This window comes from Bacillus sp. DTU_2020_1000418_1_SI_GHA_SEK_038, from assembly GCF_032341175.1.
Lineage (GTDB): Bacteria > Bacillota > Bacilli > Bacillales > Cytobacillaceae > Cytobacillus.
Genome location: NZ_CP135435.1, coordinates 2732411 through 2754894 on the forward strand (window position 1 = coordinate 2732411; position 22484 = coordinate 2754894).

General features: G+C 37.0%; 24 protein-coding genes. 4 read left to right on the forward strand and 20 right to left on the reverse strand.

What is annotated here, in order from left to right; genetic code table 11:
* Positions 1-43: 43 nt before the first annotated feature.
* From RRV45_RS13510 to RRV45_RS13525, 4 genes are all read right to left on the reverse strand, one after another.
* Positions 44-895, reverse strand: a complete 852-nt coding sequence (locus RRV45_RS13510; protein WP_315665216.1) for a DegV family protein — start codon at positions 893-895, stop codon at positions 44-46.
* 94 nt (positions 896-989) lie between these two features.
* The gene (locus tag RRV45_RS13515) at positions 990-1868 is read right to left on the reverse strand and encodes an amidohydrolase family protein (protein ID WP_315665217.1); all 879 of its coding nucleotides are present in this window, start codon (positions 1866-1868) and stop codon (positions 990-992) included.
* A gap of 302 nt (positions 1869-2170) precedes the next feature.
* Entirely contained in the window at positions 2171-2671 is a 501-nt protein-coding gene (locus tag RRV45_RS13520) for a hypothetical protein (protein ID WP_315665218.1), read from the reverse strand.
* A gap of 38 nt (positions 2672-2709) precedes the next feature.
* The gene (locus tag RRV45_RS13525; protein ID WP_315665219.1) at positions 2710-4398 is read right to left on the reverse strand and encodes a formate--tetrahydrofolate ligase; all 1689 of its coding nucleotides are present in this window, start codon (positions 4396-4398) and stop codon (positions 2710-2712) included.
* Positions 4399-4583: 185 nt separating this feature from the next.
* Between RRV45_RS13525 and metA the strand changes: the two genes are divergently transcribed.
* Positions 4584-5492: a homoserine O-acetyltransferase MetA gene (gene metA, locus RRV45_RS13530; protein ID WP_315665220.1), complete on the forward strand. Its 909-nt coding sequence runs from the start codon at positions 4584-4586 to the stop codon at positions 5490-5492.
* A 37-nt stretch (positions 5493-5529) separates the two neighbouring features.
* On the opposite strand, the gene RRV45_RS13535 is transcribed toward metA, so the two are convergent.
* The 4 genes from RRV45_RS13535 to RRV45_RS13550 all read right to left on the reverse strand — a co-directional run bounded on the left by RRV45_RS13535 (position 5530) and on the right by RRV45_RS13550 (position 8540).
* Complete coding sequence (locus RRV45_RS13535; RefSeq protein WP_315665221.1) at positions 5530-6222, reverse strand: AIM24 family protein; 693 nt, start codon at positions 6220-6222, stop codon at positions 5530-5532.
* Positions 6219-6923, reverse strand: a complete 705-nt coding sequence (locus RRV45_RS13540) for a class I SAM-dependent methyltransferase (protein ID WP_315665222.1) — start codon at positions 6921-6923, stop codon at positions 6219-6221. The genes RRV45_RS13535 and RRV45_RS13540 overlap by 4 nt, the downstream gene beginning before the upstream one ends.
* A gap of 150 nt (positions 6924-7073) precedes the next feature.
* On the reverse strand, positions 7074-7502 hold the full coding sequence (mntR, locus tag RRV45_RS13545) for a transcriptional regulator MntR (RefSeq protein WP_315665223.1): 429 nt from the start codon (positions 7500-7502) through the stop codon (positions 7074-7076).
* A gap of 306 nt (positions 7503-7808) precedes the next feature.
* Entirely contained in the window at positions 7809-8540 is a 732-nt protein-coding gene (locus RRV45_RS13550) for a TerC family protein (RefSeq protein ID WP_315665224.1), read from the reverse strand.
* A gap of 204 nt (positions 8541-8744) precedes the next feature.
* On the opposite strand from RRV45_RS13550, the gene RRV45_RS13555 reads away from it, so the two are divergent.
* Complete coding sequence (locus RRV45_RS13555; RefSeq protein ID WP_315665225.1) at positions 8745-10418, forward strand: ribonuclease J; 1674 nt, start codon at positions 8745-8747, stop codon at positions 10416-10418.
* A gap of 136 nt (positions 10419-10554) precedes the next feature.
* On the opposite strand, the gene RRV45_RS13560 is transcribed toward RRV45_RS13555, so the two are convergent.
* The 9 genes from RRV45_RS13560 to RRV45_RS13600 all read right to left on the reverse strand — a co-directional run bounded on the left by RRV45_RS13560 (position 10555) and on the right by RRV45_RS13600 (position 20146).
* Positions 10555-11343, reverse strand: a complete 789-nt coding sequence (locus RRV45_RS13560; protein ID WP_315665226.1) for a cytochrome c oxidase assembly protein — start codon at positions 11341-11343, stop codon at positions 10555-10557.
* Positions 11333-11851 carry a DUF2243 domain-containing protein gene (locus RRV45_RS13565; RefSeq protein WP_315665227.1) on the reverse strand — a complete coding sequence of 173 codons (519 nt, stop codon included), beginning with the start codon at positions 11849-11851 and terminating at the stop codon, positions 11333-11335. The genes RRV45_RS13560 and RRV45_RS13565 overlap by 11 nt, the downstream gene beginning before the upstream one ends.
* Before the next feature lie 115 nt (positions 11852-11966).
* On the reverse strand, positions 11967-13619 hold the full coding sequence (locus RRV45_RS13570; RefSeq protein WP_315665228.1) for a M20/M25/M40 family metallo-hydrolase: 1653 nt from the start codon (positions 13617-13619) through the stop codon (positions 11967-11969).
* 112 nt (positions 13620-13731) lie between these two features.
* Complete coding sequence (locus RRV45_RS13575; protein ID WP_315665229.1) at positions 13732-15885, reverse strand: type IA DNA topoisomerase; 2154 nt, start codon at positions 15883-15885, stop codon at positions 13732-13734.
* 223 nt (positions 15886-16108) lie between these two features.
* Entirely contained in the window at positions 16109-16741 is a 633-nt protein-coding gene (locus RRV45_RS13580) for an FMN-dependent NADH-azoreductase (protein WP_315665230.1), read from the reverse strand.
* Positions 16742-16898: 157 nt separating this feature from the next.
* Positions 16899-17342 carry a MarR family winged helix-turn-helix transcriptional regulator gene (locus tag RRV45_RS13585; protein WP_315665231.1) on the reverse strand — a complete coding sequence of 148 codons (444 nt, stop codon included), beginning with the start codon at positions 17340-17342 and terminating at the stop codon, positions 16899-16901.
* 172 nt (positions 17343-17514) lie between these two features.
* Positions 17515-18573 (reverse strand): LLM class flavin-dependent oxidoreductase, encoded by a 1059-nt coding sequence (locus RRV45_RS13590; RefSeq protein WP_315665232.1) that lies wholly within the window; start codon positions 18571-18573, stop codon positions 17515-17517.
* Between the two features lie 14 nt (positions 18574-18587).
* Positions 18588-19529: a ring-cleaving dioxygenase gene (locus RRV45_RS13595; RefSeq protein WP_315665233.1), complete on the reverse strand. Its 942-nt coding sequence runs from the start codon at positions 19527-19529 to the stop codon at positions 18588-18590.
* A gap of 332 nt (positions 19530-19861) precedes the next feature.
* Positions 19862-20146 carry a hypothetical protein gene (locus RRV45_RS13600; RefSeq protein WP_315665234.1) on the reverse strand — a complete coding sequence of 95 codons (285 nt, stop codon included), beginning with the start codon at positions 20144-20146 and terminating at the stop codon, positions 19862-19864.
* A 326-nt stretch (positions 20147-20472) separates the two neighbouring features.
* On the opposite strand from RRV45_RS13600, the gene cspD reads away from it, so the two are divergent.
* The gene (gene cspD, locus RRV45_RS13605) at positions 20473-20673 is read left to right on the forward strand and encodes a cold-shock protein CspD (protein ID WP_057771282.1); all 201 of its coding nucleotides are present in this window, start codon (positions 20473-20475) and stop codon (positions 20671-20673) included.
* 68 nt (positions 20674-20741) lie between these two features.
* Here the strand turns inward: cspD and RRV45_RS13610 are convergent, their stop codons facing one another.
* Positions 20742-20924, reverse strand: a complete 183-nt coding sequence (locus RRV45_RS13610; RefSeq protein ID WP_315665235.1) for a zinc-finger domain-containing protein — start codon at positions 20922-20924, stop codon at positions 20742-20744.
* A gap of 29 nt (positions 20925-20953) precedes the next feature.
* Positions 20954-21610, reverse strand: a complete 657-nt coding sequence (locus tag RRV45_RS13615; RefSeq protein ID WP_315665236.1) for a reverse transcriptase-like protein — start codon at positions 21608-21610, stop codon at positions 20954-20956.
* A 104-nt stretch (positions 21611-21714) separates the two neighbouring features.
* On the opposite strand from RRV45_RS13615, the gene RRV45_RS13620 reads away from it, so the two are divergent.
* Positions 21715-22101 carry a reverse transcriptase-like protein gene (locus tag RRV45_RS13620; RefSeq protein WP_315665237.1) on the forward strand — a complete coding sequence of 129 codons (387 nt, stop codon included), beginning with the start codon at positions 21715-21717 and terminating at the stop codon, positions 22099-22101.
* A gap of 59 nt (positions 22102-22160) precedes the next feature.
* On the opposite strand, the gene RRV45_RS13625 is transcribed toward RRV45_RS13620, so the two are convergent.
* Positions 22161-22430 carry a DUF6123 family protein gene (locus RRV45_RS13625; protein WP_315665238.1) on the reverse strand — a complete coding sequence of 90 codons (270 nt, stop codon included), beginning with the start codon at positions 22428-22430 and terminating at the stop codon, positions 22161-22163.
* Between the last annotated feature and the right edge of the window lie 54 nt (positions 22431-22484).

Below are 22484 nucleotides of genomic sequence, written 5' to 3' on the forward strand. Positions count from 1 at the left end.
CTGACCCGAGAGTAATTGCTCCTTCTCTGGGCCAGCTTTTTATTTAATCAAAATCTAATCCATTAAACCAGCTAATACCAAGCGTGTTTTCTCCTGCATGTACACCAATGGCAGCACCAAGTGGATACGGCTCAAATGCAATTTCAGGGAACTCTACAATTAGCTCATCCTTCCACTTTACCGCTTCTGATTCGTGTAATCCATACAGCAAGTAAGCTTCTTTAATTGGTTTTTGCTGATGAGATTTTCTTAAAAGCTGAATCATTTTATCCTTCGCTTTTCTGTCACTTCTTACCTTTTCATTTGTGCTAAGTGCCCCATCAACGATTGCAATGATTGGAATAATATTCAGCATACTTCCAAGAAAAAATTGCACTCCAGACATTCTGCCGCTTCTATGAAGCTGTTCGAGACTGCCGATTCGTACATAAGTCTCATTTGTTTCACGTAAACTTTCCAAGCGTAATTTGATTTCTTCTGGCTCCATACCTGATTCGGCTAACTCAATCCCCTTTTTCACAATACGGGTTAATGGATAAGTAAGCACCTTCGAATCAATTGTTATTACCTTTGCATCAACAAGCTGTGCAGCCTGTTCACTTGAAGAAGCAGTTCCGCTCAGTTTGCTAGAAATATGAACAGAGAAAATCACATCATACTTTTCACCAAGCTTTTCATATAAATCTTTAAATGCGCCAATTGAAGGCTGTGATGTTTTTGGCGGATTTTTTAATGTTTTTAAACGTTCATATAACTGGGCAGGCGTTAAATCCACCTCTAAAAATTCTTCCTCGTCTAGTAAAATTGTAACCGGTATCGCGTAAACATCAGGATGATTAAGCAGCTGCTTTTCTAAATAGGCAGTACTGTCTGTAACCCATGCTATTTTAGCCAATATTTTTCCCCCTAATTTTTATTTATGTAAAAAGTTGAAAGAGGTTGGCTAAAACACCAGCCCCTTTCACGAAAACCTTGGGCTTCATTCAAAATCAGACCTTCTGAGCTAAACTTGATTGCAGCAAAAATGGTTTGATTTTTGGAAAAACCTTTATTGCTGTATTATAAAACACGTCCTCATGATGCTCTTCCGGGATCAGTTTTTTTATAAATTCAATATATGGTCCAACGGGAACGAGCGGCCAATCTGTCCCAAACAGCAATTTATGATAGGAATCGGAAAAAGTAAGCGCATGTCTTAAATGATCTAAAAACCTGCCTTCACTTTTGCTTATAAGTTCCTCTTCTGGACCAACAAGGAGACCAGATAAATCGGCATAAACATTTGGATTTTTATAAATGATCTCTGCCCCTGTTAATGTCCAAGGATCACCAAAATGAGCCATCATAAACGTAACATTGCGATGCATTACAGCAACTTCATCAATCGTTAAAGGATGGGCATACTTTAATAGTCCTCTTTCCGAATAAGTGTCGCCAGTATGAAATACAATTGGCAGACTATATTTTTCTGCCAAACGATAAACAGGCTTATACACTTCATCATCCGCATAAAAAGGATAGTAGCCTAAATAAATTTTCATCCCAACAACACTTGGCTTCTGAATCTCTGACTCAAGTCTTAATATGGCCTCTTTATTGAGATCATATGGGTTAATTCCTGGACAATAGACGATTTGATTAGGAAGAGACCTTGCTAGATCAAGTCCCATTGGCGTCTGCGCGTGATAATCAGGAAAACCCATTTCAGGCGTTTCCGTAACCCCCATCGCAATACTAAGAACGACATTAGCTTTATTAAATTCTTCTATATAGCCATTATATGAGTAATCAACAAAAGATTGCTCTCTTGCTGTTTGATGAAAAGATAAAATATCTGAAAAGTGAATATGTGCATCAATAATTTTCATATTAACTCCCTCTTTAGCTGAAATTCAACTTGATAATTCTGACTCAAAAAAGAGTTTGCTAGATTTGTTTGAGCATAGAAAATAAAGCTTAACTTCTTTTAATTTTTTACCTTCTGCACATAGTTTACTTGAAATGATTCTTTATTCATATACCTTTTCTCAAATTTTATTCTAGGTACTATTTACTAGTCCAAACGAATCCCATTTTTATTAATCGTATTAGCTCAATATAATAATGTAAAGATAATTTTGAACTTTCCTTAAAAAAGCTCTGCCTAAGAAAAGGCAGAGCTTAAAAAAGGCTATTTTATTATATTCCTCAATCTATCCAGACTATCGATCATATAATCCGTCATTGTCACTAAATCATCCATTTGCTCCTCAGAGACTAACCTGTTGAAGCTTATGACCGTTTCATTCTTTATAAATTTTTCGTTTAAGAAGGGATTAAGAATGATTGACTGCCTTATTGTTCGATCGTTGCCCCAAATATCTTTAAGTCCTTCTTCAATCTCTTGAAAAATCTTAAGTTCATTCAAATGCATAGTTAAGAACCTTACAAAGAGGTGAGAGCCGGACAATCGATCAGATTGGACTGCTGGCAAAAGCTCAGCAGCCAAGTTTTCAAGGCCAGCTTCCATGATGATAGAACAATGGATATGTTCAACATCATGTTGTTTAGAAAAAGTAACTTCATACCGCCTGGATAGCTTTGCGGTATTAATAAGGTCATTACGATCAATTATGATAATATCCCCAGCTAAATCACGATCATAAAGCGCTCCCTCAATCACTACCTTCATATTTTCAAACGCTGTCGGATCAAACATCTAAATAGTTATTAAAATAATCCCATTGCATTGCCATTTTCATCTACGTCCATTTTGAGCGCCGCTGGCAATTTAGGCAATCCTGGCATTGTCATCACATCTCCTGTAAGTGCAACAATGAATCCAGCACCAACAGATGGCTTTAGTTCTCTAATCGTAATGGAGAAGCCAGTTGGACGGCCAAGCTTGGCAGGATCATCTGAAAGGGAATACTGAGTTTTAGCCATACAGATTGGCAAGCTGCCCCATCCAAAGCTTTCGAAATCTTGAAGCTGCTTCTTCGCTTTTGATGAGAATTCAACCTTTTCAGCACCATAAACCTTTTGTGCAATTGTAAGGATTTTATTTTCTAGTGTGTCTGAAAGATCATATAAAGGCTCGAAGTTGTTTTCTTGCTTTTCAATAACTTCAAGAAGCTTGTTTGCAAGGTCTACGCCGCCTTCTCCGCCTTTTTCCCAAACTTCAGTTAATGATACAGGAATACTAGACTGACTGCAAAGATCCATTAACGCCTTTACTTCATCCTCAGTATCTGTAATAAATTTATTAACCGCTACAACAAATGGCAGACCAAAGCTTTCAATTGTTTCGATATGCTTCTTTAGATTCGCAAAGCCTTTTGTAAGGGCTTGTACATTTTCTTTTCCTAGCTCAGTTTTTGGAACGCCGCCATGCATTTTTAATGCTCTAATCGTCGCTACAATAACAACTGCTTCTGGTTTAATTCCGGCACTCCTAGATTTAATGTGCAGGAATTTCTCAGCACCTAGATCAGCGCCAAATCCACCCTCCGTAACGACAAAATCAGCAAGTTTTGAAGCAGCTTTTGTTGCGATTACACTATTACAGCCATGTGCAATATTAGCAAATGGGCCTCCATGAATAAAGGCAGGTGTATGCTCAATTGTCTGAACAAGATTTGGCTTAACTGCTTCTTTCAGCAGCATTGTTAATGCCCCTTGAACACCGAGGTCAGCTACTGTTACAGGCTGCTTATCGTAATTATAGGCAATGACCATACGCGCAAGTCTATCTTTCAAATTTTTCAAATCAGTAGAAAGACATAGTACAGCCATGATTTCTGATGCTACTGTGATATCAAAGCCATCTTCACGAGGAACACCTTGAACAGGACCTCCTAATCCGATTACCACTTTTCTTAGAGCCCGGTCATTCATATCAAGAGTCCGTTTCCAAACAATTCTTCGCGGGTCAATGCCAAGCTGATTACCTTGCTGAAGATGATTATCAATGAATGCTGCAAGAGCGTTATTAGCAGTCGTAATGGCGTGAAGATCACCAGTGAAATGCAGGTTAATATCTTCCATCGGCAGAACTTGGGAGTAACCTCCTCCTGTTGCACCGCCCTTTACACCCATTGTCGGACCAAGTGAAGGTTCACGCATCGCAATGATTGCTTTTTTGCCAATTTTAGTAAAGGCATCCCCTAAGCCAACGGTTACAGTTGATTTCCCTTCTCCAGCAGGAGTAGGATTTATAGAAGTAACAAGAATGATTTTTCCACTTTGTTTTGTTTCAAGCTTTTTTAATGCGGCTGTTGATAATTTCGCTTTGTGTTTTCCAAAAAGCTCCAGGTCATCTTCTTGAAGACCGATTTTTTCCGCAATTTCTGTGATTGGCTTCATTGGTGATTGTTGAGCGATTTCAATGTCTGACTTTACAATTGGTTTAACATTCATTTTTTATCCCCCTATGCATCACAATTATGTAAACGTTTCCTACCTTTTCATTGTACCATTTATTTTATTACTAGTAGAGTATGAATAAAAAGTTTTTTTATTTTCGAACTTCTTAATCATTGCTACAGACGTTTTTCATCATTATAATAGATTTTAATTGAATTTTCTAACAAGGGGATGATGATTTGCCTATTAAGATTCCACAGCTTCTGCCGGCAAGAGAAATTTTAGAACAAGAAAATATATTCGTTATGGATGATGATCGTGCACTGATGCAGGATATTCGACCTTTAAATATACTTATTTTAAATTTAATGCCTGAAAAAGAAAAAACAGAAACACAGCTATTAAGGCTTTTAGGGAATACACCACTACAAGTCAATATTTCTTTTCTGAGGACAGCTACACATGAATCAAAGAACACAAGCCCATTGCATCTCGAGCAGTTTTATACTACCTTTTCTGACATCAAGCACCGCAAATTTGATGGCATGATTATAACAGGAGCTCCTATTGAATTGCTCCCATTTGAAAAAGTAGATTATTGGGAGGAGCTATCTGCAATTATGGATTGGACGAAGAGCCATGTAACCTCCACCTTACATATTTGCTGGGGTGCCCAAGCCGCATTGTTCCACCATTTCGGCATAAAAAAATACGAGCTAGCAGGAAAATGCTCTGGTGTCTACACCCATCAAGTCCTTGATCGTTCGGAAAAATTACTTAGGGGATTTGACGATGCCTTTCTAGCTCCACATTCCAGATATACTGATATATTCATAGAAGAGCTGGAAAAACATCCAACATTAAAGTTACTTTCTACGTCTGAAGAAGCTGGTCCATTTATTTTGAGTGCAAATAATGGGAAACAAATTATGATAACAGGACATTTAGAGTATGAAGCGGATACATTAGCTGAAGAATATCGAAGAGATGTTCAAAAGGGATTGGATATTCAAATTCCTTTGCATTATTTTCCAAATGATGACCCATCGAAGCAGCCATTAAACAGATGGCGCTCCCATGCACATTTATTATTTTCTAATTGGCTAAATTATTATGTATACCAAGAAACTCCTTATGAGTGGGATTAAAAGGAGGAGGCAGATCAATACGGTCTGCCTCACTTAATTATGATTGCTGCGAATAATACACTTCCTCAAAAGGCTGAACTACAACAAATCCATTTCCAGAAAATTTCATTTGAATGGATTCTCCACTTCCTCTTCCCAGGAGGGTTTTGAAAGAAATATCAGTTACAAACTCAGGCTGCAAGGTCCCTGACCAAGCAACAGTTGCATTTGGATCTGTATAAACAGGATTATCGGGAGTAACGAGCAAGGTTAATGGCTCATAATGTGAAGTTATCGCAACCATGCCCTTCCCTTCTAGACGAACATTGAAAAGCCCGCCTGAAAGCATTCCAGCCACTCGTCTCATTAATTTAATATCCCAGCTGATTGAAGGCTCGAACGCAAGTAAATCATTGCCATTCACATAAATTGAATCCCCCTGTAAATGTAGGATGGAGATCTTTTTCCCTTGGTCGGCTAAATACAATTTTCCATTCCCAGTCGCTTTCATTAAAGAAGTGCCTTCACCAGTTAATGCTTTTTTAAACAGTTTCCCAAGCCCATGTTCAAGAATACCCTCACGCTCAAACTTAATATTGCCGCGGTATGATATCATAGCCCCAGTCTTTGCCCATATTTGATTAGTTAAATTAATTTCTAATATTCTAGGCGTTTCAAGCTCAAATAAACCTTCCCCTTTATCCTGCTGCTGAGTCGACTGTACAAAATCATGAATTGAATAACGGCTCAATGGTCATCCTCCTTATCTTGCTTACCATTTTTCAACATAAAAACCCACATAAATGAAAGTGAATGTCTTAATTCTAGTGATAATGACCCTATAGGAAGCTGGGCTGCTCCACGCTTATATACGCCTAGTTCGCCGACTTTATGCCAATTATTCTCTTCTGCCAGTTTCTCAAACTCCCAAGGCATCATCGTGTTACAAATAACCTTTTCCTGATATAGTCTCCGATAGCTATTTACTCTCGGAGCTGCTGTTGGCCCTAGAATACCGATGCATGCATATCCTCCAGGCTTTACAATTCTTTGTGCTTCGATTAGAGCTTTAAGCGGATCCTCGGTCCACTCAAAAGAGTTTATCGCCATGACAGCATCAAAGCTATCTTCGTCAAAGGGAACTGAAGAAATATCACCCTTTATAAATTGTGAACGATTATTTTGATTTATTTCTTTTGCCTTCTCAATCATTTCCTCTGAAACATCAATCCCTGTCACAATATATCCAGCCTCAGCTAACTTTAATGACCCAAAACCATCTCCACATCCAAGATCACAGACCGTGCTTCCAGATGGGACATTTTCAGAAAAAAATGGTGCAATATCTTTCCTGCTTCCACTTTCCCACATTTCTTTGCTCATTGAATTCCAGCTAGCAGATTTCTCATCCCATTGCTTCTCAGCTTCTTTACTCCATTCAAACTTTTCCATTATTCCCCTCGCTCTCTATGTAGCCAATGTATACTTCAACCCCATTATTATTTCTCTAAAAAAATATGGAATCCTTTTAAAAAAACAGCTTACTTCTAAATGGTATACCAGAAATAAAATTAAAGGACCTGCTACATTTGCAGGTCCCTATCATTGTTCTTGCTCTTCGTTTTGTCTTTGAATCTCTCTTAATGCTTCAATCCGCTCGGAATCCTCTTCAAAAAACTGCACAAGATCAGCAATTCTGTCGATTGCATCCCAGCTTAAATGATGTTCAATCCCTTCAACATCATCATAAATATTTTCTTCTTTTACCCCGATTATCCGAAGCATCTGTTCCAGCAAATCATGCCGAAATACAAGCCTTTTTCCAATCTTATTACCTTTTGAAGTCAGACTTAAGCCTCTGTATTTTTCATAAACTAGATACCCATCTTTATCAAGCTTCTGAACCATTTTTGTTACAGAGGAGGGATGTACAGAAAGAGCTTCTGCTATATCTGAAACACGGGCATATGTTTTCTCAGCAATTAAAATATAAATCTGTTCGATATAGTCCTCCATACTAGGTGTTGGCATCTCGCACCCCCCATATGAACTAGACAAACGCGTTTCTCTTTTTATGATATGTACACACCTACAATGCGTGTTTTTATCTAAAATTCGTAAGTCCTCTAAAAGTTTACTACATTTGTATAAGAGAGACAAGGATAGTGAAGCGGATAAGAATCAATTTGATTTTGCGAATATAGCCTTTGGGGTGGATGTTTACCATTTAATCGGGGAATGATACCTCTTCTATTTAGCGGGGAACCACTCTTTTCACTCTTCACGGGCAATGAAACCTCGTCTTCTAATAGTTAGAAATATACTTACAATTTTTTATCAGTTCGTTTTCTCTTTAGATAAAAACCAACCACCTAAAGCAATAAGGAGCATAACTGACCAAAAGATTGACTTCCAGACTACTCCTTCGACAAAATCATGAGAAATAATGTGCACTGAAGGATGAGCAAGAGTATGCATCAATAGCTTAACCCCAACCCAGCCAACTAATAACATTGCAGCTTTTTCAAGGCTAGGGCGTTTTGTCAATAAATGAACAAACAAACCTGCTGCATATCGAATAACAATTAAGCCTGCAATTGCACCAAGGATAATAACAATAAATTTAGCGCCATCCATACCGCCTATTTCCCTCATAGGCGTATCAGGTAAGTCAATGACAAGAGCAACTGCTGCTAAAATAGAGTCAACTGCGAATGCGATATCCGCAAGTGCAATTTGGGCAACGGTCATTCGATAGCTTTTCCCTTTTTTATTTTTATCTTCGCTGTTTCTTCCTAGCAAGTGTTTTAAAGCGATGAAGATTAAATAAGCAGCTCCAATCGCTTGAACTTGCCAAACATGGAAGAGGAACGAAATAATAAAAATTGCACCGATTCTAAATATAAATGCTAATAGCAAACCAATATTAATTGCTTTCTTTTGTTGTTCTTCCGGCAAATGCTTTGCCATAATTGCTAAAACAAGAGCATTATCTGCAGATAATAAACCCTCCAATAGAATCAAAATAAGTAAAACCCAGCCATACTCTAACAATAAAGAAAGCTCCATATTATCCTCCATTTTAAATAAAATAAGCCTTTTACATTTCAAATATTATCCCATTGCTCCCACTTTCTTATTCAACCCTTCTAATTACATTAATTTAAATGCAAGTCTTCACGATTAATGAGATTAACGGAGCAGCCTCTCTTATAAATAGGTCTCCCGTAGGAAATACTACTAATAACTTAATGAATTTGGGAGGATATGACCTTGAGCACAGGAAAGAATACATTATCCATTTTTGCCTTAGGTGGATTGAATGAAATCGGGAAAAATATGTATGCAATCGAGTATGCAAACGATATTTTGATCATCGATTGTGGTAATAAGTTTCCGGATGAAAGTTTATTAGGAATTGATTTGATTATTCCTGATATTTCATACTTACTCGAAAATAAAGATAAAATCAGAGCGCTGATTGTTACTCATGGACATGAAGATCATATCGGAGGGATTCCATACCTCCTAAAGAAATTAAATGTACCAGTTTATTCAACACGTTTTACATTAGGTTTAATCGAATTAAAATTAAGAGAACATAAACTCTTAAGAGAAACTGAATTGATTGAAATTAACTCAAATTCAAATTTAAAATTCGAAGAAATAAGTGTAAGCTTTTTCAAAGTGAATCATAGTATTCCCGATTGTTTAGGTATTGTTTTCAATACACCTGAAGGTAATATCGTGCATACTGGAGACTTCAAGTTTGACTTGACTCCTGCAAATAATGAGCATTCAGATATTCATAAAATGGCTGAAATCGGCAGGAGAGGTGTCCTCCTTCTATTGTCAGAAAGCACAAACGCAGAACGTCCAGGTTCTACCCCAACAGAGAAAATGGTAGGTAAACATATTGAAGAAGCTTTCATAAGAGCAGAACGCAAAGTTATTCTTTCAACCTTCGCTTCAAATATTAGCCGCGTTCAGCAAGTCGTGGATGCTGCACAAAAAACAAATCGAAAGATTGCCTTGCTTGGACGAAGCATGGTCAATGTAGTGGATGTTGCCATGGAACGGGGTTACTTAACAGTTCCTGATGGAATGTTAATTGAACCTCATGCAATCAATGAAATGGCTCCCGAAAAAGTCGCTATTTTATGTACAGGCAGTCAAGGTGAACCATTAGCTGCTCTTTCTCGTCTATCAACCGGAAACTATAGAGGTGTAGAGATTTTTCCTGAAGATACAGTTATCCTTGCCGCAGGTCCAATCCCCGGGAATGAACGGAATGTCACACGGATCGTAGACAACTTATATACACTTGGAGCCAATGTAATTTATGGAACGGGAAGTTCATCAGGAATGCATGTTTCTGGCCATGGCTATCAAGAAGATTTAAAACTGATGCTTACATTAATGAAACCAACATATTTTATTCCGATTCACGGTGAATATCGAATGCTGCATCATCACCGATTGTTAGCTGAATCAGTTGGTGTAGACCAAGGAAACACGTTTATTATGAATAATGGCGATGTCGTAGATATTGAAAACTCTATTGCCCGTCAAACTCGGAAAATACCGGCAGGCAATACGTATGTTGACGGGGAAGGTGTAGGTGATGTCGGGGACATTGTGTTGCGTGACCGTAAACAACTTTCTGAAGATGGTATGCTCGTGATCATTTTAACGATGAACAAAACTGACGGAAAATTGGTTTCTGAACCCGACACCGTTTCCCGCGGATTTGTGTATAACAGAAAATCAGAGGAACTCCTAAGAAATGTTAATCTACTTATTACAAAAACCGTTAACGATTTACAAAAAGGAGATAAACACCAATGGAATATTATTAAAAAAACAATAAAAAAATCTATAGGCGAATATCTATACACACATACTAAGAGAAAGCCAATGATCCTTCCGATAATTATTGAAATTTAACAGCAACAAACCCTCTATAGAAAGAAAGTTAACCAAGACTAACTTTCTTTCTTAAGGGGTTCTCTGAAGTTAAGAACAATTCAAAGTAAAGTGTTTGTATATAAAGGTGGGGCAGGTTTTAAAACTGGTTTAAAGCTTACAAGCTTACCGATTCATGTACCGCTGTTCGAGGTCGGCTTGCTCTATACCATTGCAAGCAAAGAATGAATATAATTATTATATCAACCGCATCCCCGCCATAGTACATTAGCATGCCTCCGATTTCTGCCTGCTCTAAGGGAACGTTACTAGGTGGATGAATATAGATGTACTTTGATAGAATTCCGTGACCAGCCAGTGCAATCACAAATATAATCGCACGATAGACGAAGCTAGTGCGATGTGGTGTCGGATCAATATAAATCATAGAGATAGTAAAGAGGTAGCCAGCTAAAAAAACATGTATGTGTATTAATACATGTAAAATCATATTCTTCTGCATTGCCCCGTACAATTCGGTTGTATAAAGTACCCATAGCCCTCCAACATTAAGAAGAGACGCAACAGCAGGATTGCTAACAACTTTTACCGGTAAACTTTTCAAGATGCGTGATAGACGGCGCGCAAATTTCACATTAAGGATTCGCAGGAAAAGAGTCATAGGTGCGGCTAACGCTAGAAGAAGTGGAGCAAGCATTCCAATAAGTAAATGACCAAGCATGTGTGCAGTGAAATCAGCGTGATTTGCTACGGGGCCGACAGCCGCCGCAGCTATACAGATCACTCCGGAAATCCAGAAGGCAGTTCGGTATAGCGGCCACCGTTTGTAACGGCGATTTGATATAACCACTGCCAGTATATAAATAATCAATGCGATAATTAGCAGTAACAATAAGACGGGCCCGAAGGAATTTCCACTAAAATGATGAATGTGATTATTGTTCATTTGCTGCTTCCCTTCTCACTAGTTGGAGTTCCTTCCGTGTTTGAATAAGGATAAATGTACCGATTACTATCATTACAATTGCAATTAAATTCCATATCAAATCATAGATAAGTACATTCTCTACATAGCGAATCTGATGTATTCTCATTACCTTGTGTTGGATTGTACCATCATATAACTGGAATGCCCCTCCTCCAATCTGCATGCCTCCCCACCATCTTTTTAGCCAAAATAAATTTCTGCGGCGAAGGTCAGCTACCATAAATAACGAACCGACTGTTGCAAACCAACTAAAAGCATGAAAAAAACCGTCTGAGACCAAACCAATTTCCGTTGTGGATTTGTCATAGAAATGGTGCCAATGCAAAAGTTGATGAAAAATAGCTTCATCTATAAAAGATACAAAACCTAGGCCAAATAGGAAGCCGGACCATAGATTGTGTCTCATGAATGAAGAGCGAGTTGACCAGGCTAAATGATTCATGTTAGTAGCCGTTGGCTTTTTCATAAAATCGTACCCTTTCCATATATGCACTTTCTATATCCCAGTTTATCCAATAGTAAAAAGGTATACACATACCTCAAAAAAAGTACCTGCCCTATCATGGGCAAGTACTCTATTTTTAGCCAATTAATTGACGTATCACTTCTTTTGTTATTTTCGGTACGATTTCGGTTGAATATTGAATTTCCATTCTTTCATATTTCTTATGTCCATCATAGCCGTATGGACCGATATTAATAGCTGGAACGTTTATATCGCGAATATCTTCATAATTCACATAATGTTTTGTGCCCCAGCCTGGATTATTTTCCATTACTGCTCGAATCTCTTCTTCATCATCACTTAATGCCACAAAGCTCATATCACAAATATAAGGGAAGAAATTTTTTGTCACAATCGGGTGAGCATACTGTGGCTGGACAGCTTCTACCGCCTTATCTAAAGCTTCCAACAGATCTGCTTCTCGCTGATTCTTCCCTGTTAAATCGAGGGCAGGAGAATATAGGGATGAATAAAATAGAATGATAGCCGGACTCTTATCCGTCATCCAATCCCATTCTTCCTCAACGACCCTGGCAGCAAACATTCTCGTATCTATGCTTTTGTCTACCAGTAATTGAGCTTTAAAATCTTCCATATGTTTAATAAATGGTTCTCCATGCTCTTTTTCAAGCATGGCTCTCATATCCTCATAAAGCAGAATTCTCGTTTTCCATGGGAGGTTCTGACTCGGCTGATTGCACTTACTATTAAAAATTGCATAGCGTTCATTTAATGTAGCTAATGCATTTTCAAATGCGATTTCAGCCTGATCAGAAAGCTTGTTCAAAACTTCTCGAGGAGACCATGAATGAACAAAGAAATTAAAATAAACGTAAGCTGATAAAGCCGTTTGTACCGTATAATTTGGCTTTAAATCTGTTTGCTTTAATGAAACAGGCGGAGCTGGCGTTTCACCAAGATAACTATCACTTAAATCTGGGTTATAACTTATTTGCCTCGTTAGTTCTGCCGCAAGAAAGTTTGGGTCTAAGCCTTCAAAGGCAGAGCCAACATGTGTTTCAGCACCTGTTATAAAAAATGAAGGAAGAAGCTTGCCTACCGTCCCTTTATAAATATAGCGATTTTCATCGCCATCATATAATGGTGTAACAAAGTCTGAATTTATAAGTCCAATATAATCAAAGCCATGGTCCTGCTTCCATCTTTTCAAATTTTTAAGACTAGACAAAACGCCATGGGAGCCATCTTCTTCGTCACATTCAGCGATAAAAACTAAATTTCCTGATAATTCTTCTGGATGCTCTGAATAATATTTCAGCAGATATAGGTTGCTGGCAACCCCGCTTTTCATATCTAGAACACCGCGCCCAAAATACCACTCGCCTGAATGGAGCTGCTTCTTTACAAGTTCAGGCAAAGATTCGTCTTTAAGTTTTTCCATCAATTCAGCTGGAGAACACGCAACATCCTTTAAATGGGCAAAATCATCAATCCCGACCGTATCGATATGCCCCATTAATATAACAGTTTTATTATTGCCAATGTCCTTCGTACCCTTTACAAAGGCCAAAACATTAAATCTCTTCGCTTCATCATCTGATGTTTGAGGTTTGATGAGCTGGTTCGGATATTCCTTAAAATATGGAAAGCTTGAGATGATATTGTGAATTTTATTCGCAATATCAATTTCCCCTTTCGTATTTACAATACTTTCAACCCTAACTAATTCATCAGTAAAGTGTAAGACATCATTTTCAGTTGAAATCATTCGAATTCGCTCACTCTCTTAATTTACTCATTTATACTATATTAAAAAATCGCTTAGAATGACTATACACCAAATTCCAATTTTTCAAAATATATATTACTTAGTTTCTATGCTACTTCATAAACTCCATCTTCCAATTAAAGAATTCGTTATCGGCATTTTTTTCATATCTCATATTAGCATTAAACTTATTTCCTTTTTTGCTTGTTAAACCTTTTACCGTTACCTCCCCATTTTTTAATAGAGTTTTCACCATCGTTTTAGAAGGCTTTTTCTTCATTGCAGCTAGAAATTTATCATTCTTCCATATAACAAATTTACATCCATTTTTCCAATTGCTGCAGCCAAACCCTTTCTGTCCTTCAATAACTCCACTTCCGCAAAGAGGGCATTTTCCCAACACTTCAATTTGCCTCTTTTCCCTCGTCACTTCATTGATGATGACTTGTTTTTCATTTTTTATTCTTTCAACAGATTTAATAGTAAAATCAAATATTGCATTGAGGAATTCTTGCTTCGTGAATTTTTGTTTCTCAATATCAGATAATGTTTTTTCTAGACGGCCTGTAAATTCTAAATCAAATAATTCCTTGATCGGGAACGTCTCGACAAGATTATTGCCAAGCTCTGTGCAGAGTAAATTTTTGTTTTGAACTGTAATATAGCCGACATCTTTTAACTTTTTTATTGTTTCAGCTCTCGTTGCAGGGGTTCCGATACTAAAACCACTTAAAATAGCAGCCATTATTTCTTCGCTTTCCTGATCATCATGCCCTTTACCACACGTTTCCATCACTCTTAGTAAAGTTTTTTCCGTATGATGTTTTGGAGGCTTTGTGACGTGTGAAGTCAGTTTATGATCCATAATGCTAACCATTTCATTTATATTTACAAAGGGTAAAATGGTATCCTTCGATTCAATTTTCTCTACCTTTTTCCAGCCTTCAACAAGTTGTACCTTTCCCTTTGAAATAAAAACTCCTTTTATTTCACTATTATTGATTTTAGTCATAATCTTCGTTTCTTCGTGCTCTGCGACAGGCATGAACTGCATAATAAAGCGATTTTTAATAGCCCTATAAACGATGTTCTCATCTTGCGTTAAGGACTTTGGAATTAAATACGTTGGGACGATGGCACTATGGCTCTCCACTTTTGAATTATCAAAAACACGTCTAGCCTTCGTAAATTTAATTTCATTCTCAAACGGTAATCCCTTTTTTAAAATTTCTAGTACCTTCGCCGCCTTACCTACTAGACTTTCTTCCAATACAACACTAGCTGTCCGGGGATACGTAATGTATTTTTTCTCATAAAGTGATTGGGCTACCTTTAATACTTTATCTGAAGTCCATCCTTTGTATTTGCTCGTAATAAAACCCTGTAAATTTGAAAGATTAAACAAGTAGGGAGGATACTCTCTTTTCCGTTCAACTTGTTTGTCTATTATAGTTGCTTTTTGATTGGATAGAGCTTGTTTTATTAATTCTAGTGTTTCTTTGTTTTTAAATTTATCCTCTTCGTCTTCAACATATGTTCCCTCGTATTCTTTTTCATCCCTAGTCTTAAAAATTGCTGATAGTTTAAAGTAATCTTCCGGAATAAAGTTCTGTATTGCCTTATCTCGATCATAAATGACTTTTAATGTAGGTAATAGCACTCTTCCAATATTTAAGGCCTTCCCTGCACCTTTCTGATACTTTAATGTTGCCACTGATGTCAAATTAATACCAATAACCCAGTCAGCCCACTGACGACTAATACCAGCATCTTGCAGAGGTCTCATTTCTGTATTTGGTTTTATATTTTTTAGTCCTTTTAACACTTCATCTGGTGTCCATTCGTTAAGCAATAAACGATAAACCTGTTTTTGTGTCTTGAGATTATAAATAATCGTATCCCCAATAACTTGTCCTTCCCGGTCAAAGTCACAAGCTGAGATGATCTGTCCTACATCATTTCTTTTTATTAAACTATAAATTATTTTCAATTGTTTTTTTGCACCAAGGTCTTCTTTGCCTTTATTTCGTGCATCGCTTTTTACCTTATATCGAAACCCTGATGGGATAAAGGGAAAGTTATCCAAATTCCATTTTGCCATTTTTTCATCGTAATCCTTGGCATCGTAGAGTTGCAGCAAATGTCCAAACGCCCACGTAATGATATAGCCATCCCCTTCAAAATATCCGTCTTTTCTATTTTTGATTTTCAATGCATCAGCAATATTCTTCGCAACTGATGGCTTTTCAGTTAGTATTAGTTTCATAGAATCGTTCACTTCCAATTTTATTAAAAATACATAAAGTCTATCTTAATCATACTGAATAGAGTCGTTAAGGACCAGTAAATACTTACTTATTGAAGGGGTGAAAAAGCAAAATGGTTCTATGATCGTTGAATTCATACTAGAATAATATGAAATAAAAAAATGGAGTAAAATCTAATTTAAGATTTTACTCCATTTTATATAGTTGGCTTTTATTTAATCATTAAACAGTTACTGCAGATAAACCTTTTGCAACGGCTTCAACTTTTGCTAGACCTTCAGCAATAATTGTTTCAGCTTGATCTGGCGCCGCAGCGTGACCTTCAATAATTACTTCATCAACAAGCTTCATACCGAATACTCCGCCGCATACATTTTTAATATAAGTTGCAGCCATTTCCATTGGTGCCGCTTCTGGTGATGAGTAATTACCTCCACGTGCACTTAGAACAACGAATTTTTTATCAGTTAATAATTGTACTGCATTTCCATTTTCATCATATTTGAAAGAAAATCCAGCTTGGTAAATATAGTCAATGAAAGATTGCAATTTCGCTGGAATTGTTAAGTTCCATAATGGGAACGCGAATACAACTACATCTGCAGCTGTTACTGCATCCATTGCTTTTTGTTTAGCAGCCAAAATACGCTTTTCAACGTCTGTCATTTCTTCGCCAGACGCTACTTTACCGAAAGCGCTGAATAAATCCTGGCCAAGGTAAGGCATATCTTCTGCAAATACATCGTAAGTAGTTACATTTACACCTTCAATGCTATTCATAAAAGCTTCATACATTTTAGATGATACTGCTTCTGATGCTGGGCGGTTGTTTGCTTTTACTACTAGAATATTCATTATTTTGTAATCTCCTTTAGATGTCTTTTAGTTAATTATCTCGAATTAATAATATATTAAACTAAGGTATTGGTCAACAGGAAAGTTTTAATTAATTTAAATATAAATTGGGTATCCGTTATTTAACTTGATTAATCAAGCGATAGTGCAAAAAAAATTACACCGGCGGTAATTCTTTTTTTTGGCTATGTTTATGGACACGAGTTATCAGCATGTACAATGTTTTCCTTTCTTCCTCGTTTAAAACCTCATCAAAAAATGACGATTGAAACGCAAGTTGAGCTGGCATCGCCTCATCTAATATCGCTTCGCCCTTCTCAGTGAGACTGATCGTTTTAGTTTTCCAATCTTGCTTGCGTATGATATAGCCTTCTTTTTCAAGCCGTACAAGCATTCGGGAAATACCGCCTTGGGTGACTGTTACCTTATCAGCTAGCTCCATTTGCGTGAGTGGCTGATATACTTGTATTTGCACGAGCACATCAAATTGTGCTGTTGTTATATCAAAACGCTTTAAAAAATCATTCGAAAGCTGGTTACTGCGATTAGTAAAACGCATTAAGCGCAACCATATTAAAGACCCCATCGTATTATTACGCAATATATTTCCCTCCCCAAATTTAACCTCGCTTTCACTTTACCACTCAAATGATGAGAAATCAAGTTGATCATCTCATAATTAATAGTCTTGAATAACCAAAAAACTGGTTTCCTATGATAAATCATCAATTGATAAGCTATCAGTAAAAATCGTAGCCTGCTTCTTTGCCCCCTTAATTTTTAACTGTAAATTTTCTAACTGCTGGCAAAATTACTGTGGCAATCAATTCGATGTTTTTCATAATTTTATCGAATGGCACACCACCAAAGTCAACTTGTGCCATGAATCTCTGCTGATTGTATAGTTCATATTGATAGTGCATTTTTTCAATAATTTGCTGTGGGCTGCCTATCATTAATGCATCGCGATAGTCAACAGCCTGAGCGAATTGCTGCTTCGGATAACCGCCGCCTTTTAATGCCAGCATCCCTGTATTCACATGTGGATAGTACTCACGAAGTGCATCCTGTGAATTTTCTGCCGTGTAAAATAAGCTCGTTGTGGCAATAGGCAACTCACTTGAGTCAAATCCGCTTTGCGCTGCAGCTTCACGATAAGCATCTACAGATATTTTAAAATTTTCCGCTGGGCCCCCAAGTGTCGTTAGCATCATTGGTACTCCTGCATAGCCTGCTTTAATGGCACTCGCAGACGGACCGCCAACAGCACGCCAAATCGGCATATGGCCATTAAGAGGCTGAGGAAGAATATAGGCATTTTCTAGTGGTGCACGGAATTGCCCTTCCCACGTCACTCTTTCTTCATTATTTATCTTCAACAGCAGCTCCAATTTTTCCTCAAATAACTCTTCATAATCTCGGACATCATACCCAAGCAAGCTATAAGCACCAATCCTTGATCCTCGACCAGCGACAATTTCAGCCCGGCCATTTGAGATTAAATCAATAGTCGCAAAATCCTCATAAACACGAACCGGGTCTGATACACTTAACACCGTTGCCGAGCTCGCAATTTTAATATTTTTTGTCGCTTGTGCAATTGCACCTAAAATGACCGTATGTGCTTGGGTTGTAAAATGCGTTTGATGACTTTCACCAACAGCAAAGACATCTAGTCCCGCTTCATCCGCTAGCTTACTTGCTTCTATTAATTCACGAATGCGTTGTTCTGAACTAATTCGACTTCCTGTATACGGGTTTAGCAAATGATCACCAATTGAATATAATCCAAATTCTAGACCTTTATTTGCATCGATACGATACTTTTCCATTTTCTTATCTCCCCTTAATCAAGCGGCTTTAAATTGGCTTCAATTTCTGCACGTTTCTCTTCTAAAAATGGCGGTAAATCTAAATTTTGTCCTAAATCTTCAATTGAAGAATCTGCTGTAAATCCAGGTCCATCTGTTGCAATTTCGAATAAAATCCCATTAGAATCACGGAAATATAAGCTTTGAAAATAAAAACGATCAACAATGCCTGATGAATAGAATCCACGTTTTTTCACTTCTTCATTCCAAAACAGGAGTTCTTCCTCGTTTTTTACACGAATGGCTAAATGATGAATACTCCCACGCCCCGGCTTTTCACTTGGCCCCTCTTGCTGCTTAACAACAATTTCACCAAATGCTTGACCGGCAACAGACTGATAGATTGCTTTATCTTCTGTGCGCGTCACTTCAATATAACCAAACATTTCTGATAAAGTTTTAGCTGTTCGTTCCAAGTAACGCACTGTAATTTCTACAGTTCCCATTCCTAAAATACGATGCTCTGGCTCCACAGCTGAATCTTCCCAAGCCATCCAGTATTCTGGTATCTTTTCGCCATTATTATTTAATAAAACAAGTCGCAAACCTTCTGAATCTTCAAACTGAAGTGCTGCTCGACCAGCATAGGTTGTGATTTCACTGTGCTTAACTTCAAATTGCTCAAAGCGTTTTTTCCAATACTCAAGACTTTCCAATGATGGGACGAGTAAGCCGATTCCAGTAATGGCATTTGTTCCGCGATACGTTCTTCCCGCTAACGGCATTTCAAAAAAGGATAGTTCTGTACCTGCACTTCCGGTTAAATCTCCGTAAAATAAATGATATATGGAAGGCTTATCTTGGTTAACGGTCTTTTTCACCCGCCGAAGACCTAACACGTTTTGAAAAAATTTATTATTGGTATGAGCGTTTTTTGTAATCATCGAAATATGATGGTGTCCATAGATTTTATACATAACAGTACCTCCTTTTTTAACTTGATTAATCAAGTGAATACTTAAAAAAATATAAAAAACAATTCATTAATTGCTCCGTTAGTACCTTATAATCAATTTACCACTCAACTGATATTAATTCAAGTTAAATATTTTGAATTCGAGATATTCAATTACTTTCTTGAACAGGTAATCAGATTTATTATTTGATTCTCTCTTTCATTCCCATTTTTTCTTTCTAAAGGATTTGTATAAGTTTCCTCAGCGCAATTATTTTCACCGCAATCAAAACTTTGTTAATCTCTTTCTTTATTAAAAAACAAAAAATCGGCTTTCGCCGATTTAGTTAACTGTTACTTATAAGGTTTTAATGTATAATTTTCTTGTATATACCATCGATCTTTACTAATAATATTGGATACTGTTAATATTAGAGAGGGGATTTTCTCTACATTAAATACAATCAATCCAATCTGGTCATTCATAATGATGAAAGACTCTCCGTGAGGAAAAGATGGGAGCTGTTTACCTAGTTGAACAATAGAGCTAACGATAATTTGTTTAATATCCAGCTCTATTTGGACATGAGGAGAGAATCTTAATATCCAATCATCTTTATCAATCGAAAATCGGTACATGACCTCACCCTCTTTTGAAAGATAGCTTAATTAATAATAGATATGATAAAAGATTGATATTATGAAAATTTTTTTGATTTTAAAAAAATCCCTTTAAGCAATATAAGAATATTTATTAATTTCAAAAATATTTCAAATTTTCGATAGTTTTTATGAAATTATCCTTATTTTCCTTGACTGAATCGGTACATTCGTGTATATTAAAATCATCATTTAACAGAATATATTTCCGTTATTTCTAGAAATATCTGCTTTGTATTTTGTTGGGTGGTAATATTTATCTTAGACACAAAAGTGTCTTGAAAGGCTTAGGAGGCAAAGTTAACATGCAAAATGGTAAAGTAAAATGGTTCAACAATGAAAAAGGATTCGGTTTTATTGAAGTAGAAGGCGGAGACGATGTATTCGTACACTTCACAGCTATTACAGGTGACGGATTCAAATCTTTAGAAGAAGGCCAAGAAGTTTCTTTCGAAATCGTTGAAGGAAACCGCGGACCTCAAGCTGCAAACGTTGTAAAACTATAATCTTATAAATAACCTGGCTGGCAATCATTTTGCCAGCCTTTATTTGTATTTATTCTTGAGATTTGCCGCTAAGATTTAATAAGCTTGCTCCCGGTAAGCTTTATTTGTTCCCCTACAGTACATTTTGTTATGCAGAATCTGTGGGCATATCTTCGACCTTTTTCATCTTTATGATGTTTATGCAGTAAACAACCTTGACAATAGGTAATCATTAACTCTTCTACCTCGTCAAATATTTGCTTTCTTTTCAATTCACGCCCACCCCTTTCATCTAATCGGTCTATATGACTTGCATTTTACTATGAATTATTTTCCCTTCAAGTGCTTGGGTTGCAAGCTTATCTGCTTCTTTATTTTCTGTTCTCGGAATTGGAGAGTATCTTGCTTCAATGGAAAGCTTCTTCATTTTTTCTTCAATTCGATCAAGCCAACGATTTAAATTATCTTCATAACATGGCCAGTCTCCTTTAAGCTGCATTAATACCCCCTGGGAATCCCCTTTAAATTCACAGATCATATGGTGCACACCCATTTCCTCGAGCAAGTTTAAAGTAAAATACAAGGCAGCATATTCAGCTTCATTATTATTTTCTATTTCATGAAAAAGTTCATTTGCACGAATACGATACTTCTTCTTTCCTTGCTTATAATAAATGACAGCACCAAGCCCAGCCTGATAAACAGCTTTATTAAACCCTCCATCGAAATAAACAGTTAAATCGTGTGGATCCTCCTCAATTTCGGTCAGGAGCTTCCGCATTTCTTTCGTATTCCATGATGTCCCCATTTCATCATGATAGAGGACATCTCTTCCTTTTCCGCTCTTTTCAATATCCTCTCCCACTATTAATGCCGCTTCACCATCTAACCAATCAGAGTGAAAGATCACTCCTTCATTCCCTTTTATTTTATAAGTCCATTCCAATTTATATTTCACTTTTTTCAGCCTTTCTTAACTTACTCATTATTGGTACACTTATTTTATCTTACCCTGATGTGGGTTAGAATAAAAAATTTCTATTAATTTTGGAGGAAGCTTGTTTGATTGAAGTATATATTGATGGGGCGAGTGCCGGTAATCCCGGTCTTAGCGGTGCAGGAATTTTCATAAAAGGAAATGGCGTCGTTGAAAGATATTCCATCCCTCTTGGTCATATGGAAAATCATGAAGCAGAATATCATGCATTAATTAAAGCGCTAGAGATCTGTATTGAAAAAGGCTATAGAGTAGTTTCTTTCCGAACTGACTCCCAAGCTGTTAATCGGGCCATTGAAAAAGAGTACGCCAAAAAGGGGTATGCCTTATTACTTGAAACGGCTCTGCATTTAAGCAGGCAGCTGGATCTATTTTTCATGAAATGGGTCCCTAGTTCAGAAAACAAGGCAGCAGATGAATTAGCAAGAGCAGCTATCCGAAAAAATAAATAAAAATAGGACGAAATAATGCTACTTCATCTCGTCCTTTTTTATTGTGCTATTTTATTGACTTAGATTGAGATAATTTCTTTATCCTTTACAAACTGGATTGCCTCAACGCGGGTACTAATCTTATTGGATATGAGCATTTCCAGCAATGATACATAAAAGCTGCCGTCAAATGATTTTTGTGCCTTTAAGGTTAGTTCTATTGCTGTGTTTGTCAGTTCATCTGTTGCATTCGTGTAATGCTTCCCAAAATAAATAAAGCCAACCGCATCCTCTTGAAACTGAAAGCCTTTACTTTGTAAAAAACTCAAATATTCTTCCACTGTCTTCAAGAACATGTCATCCCTTTCCCCTTTTTAACCCAAACACTCTAAATTTTACCTTAT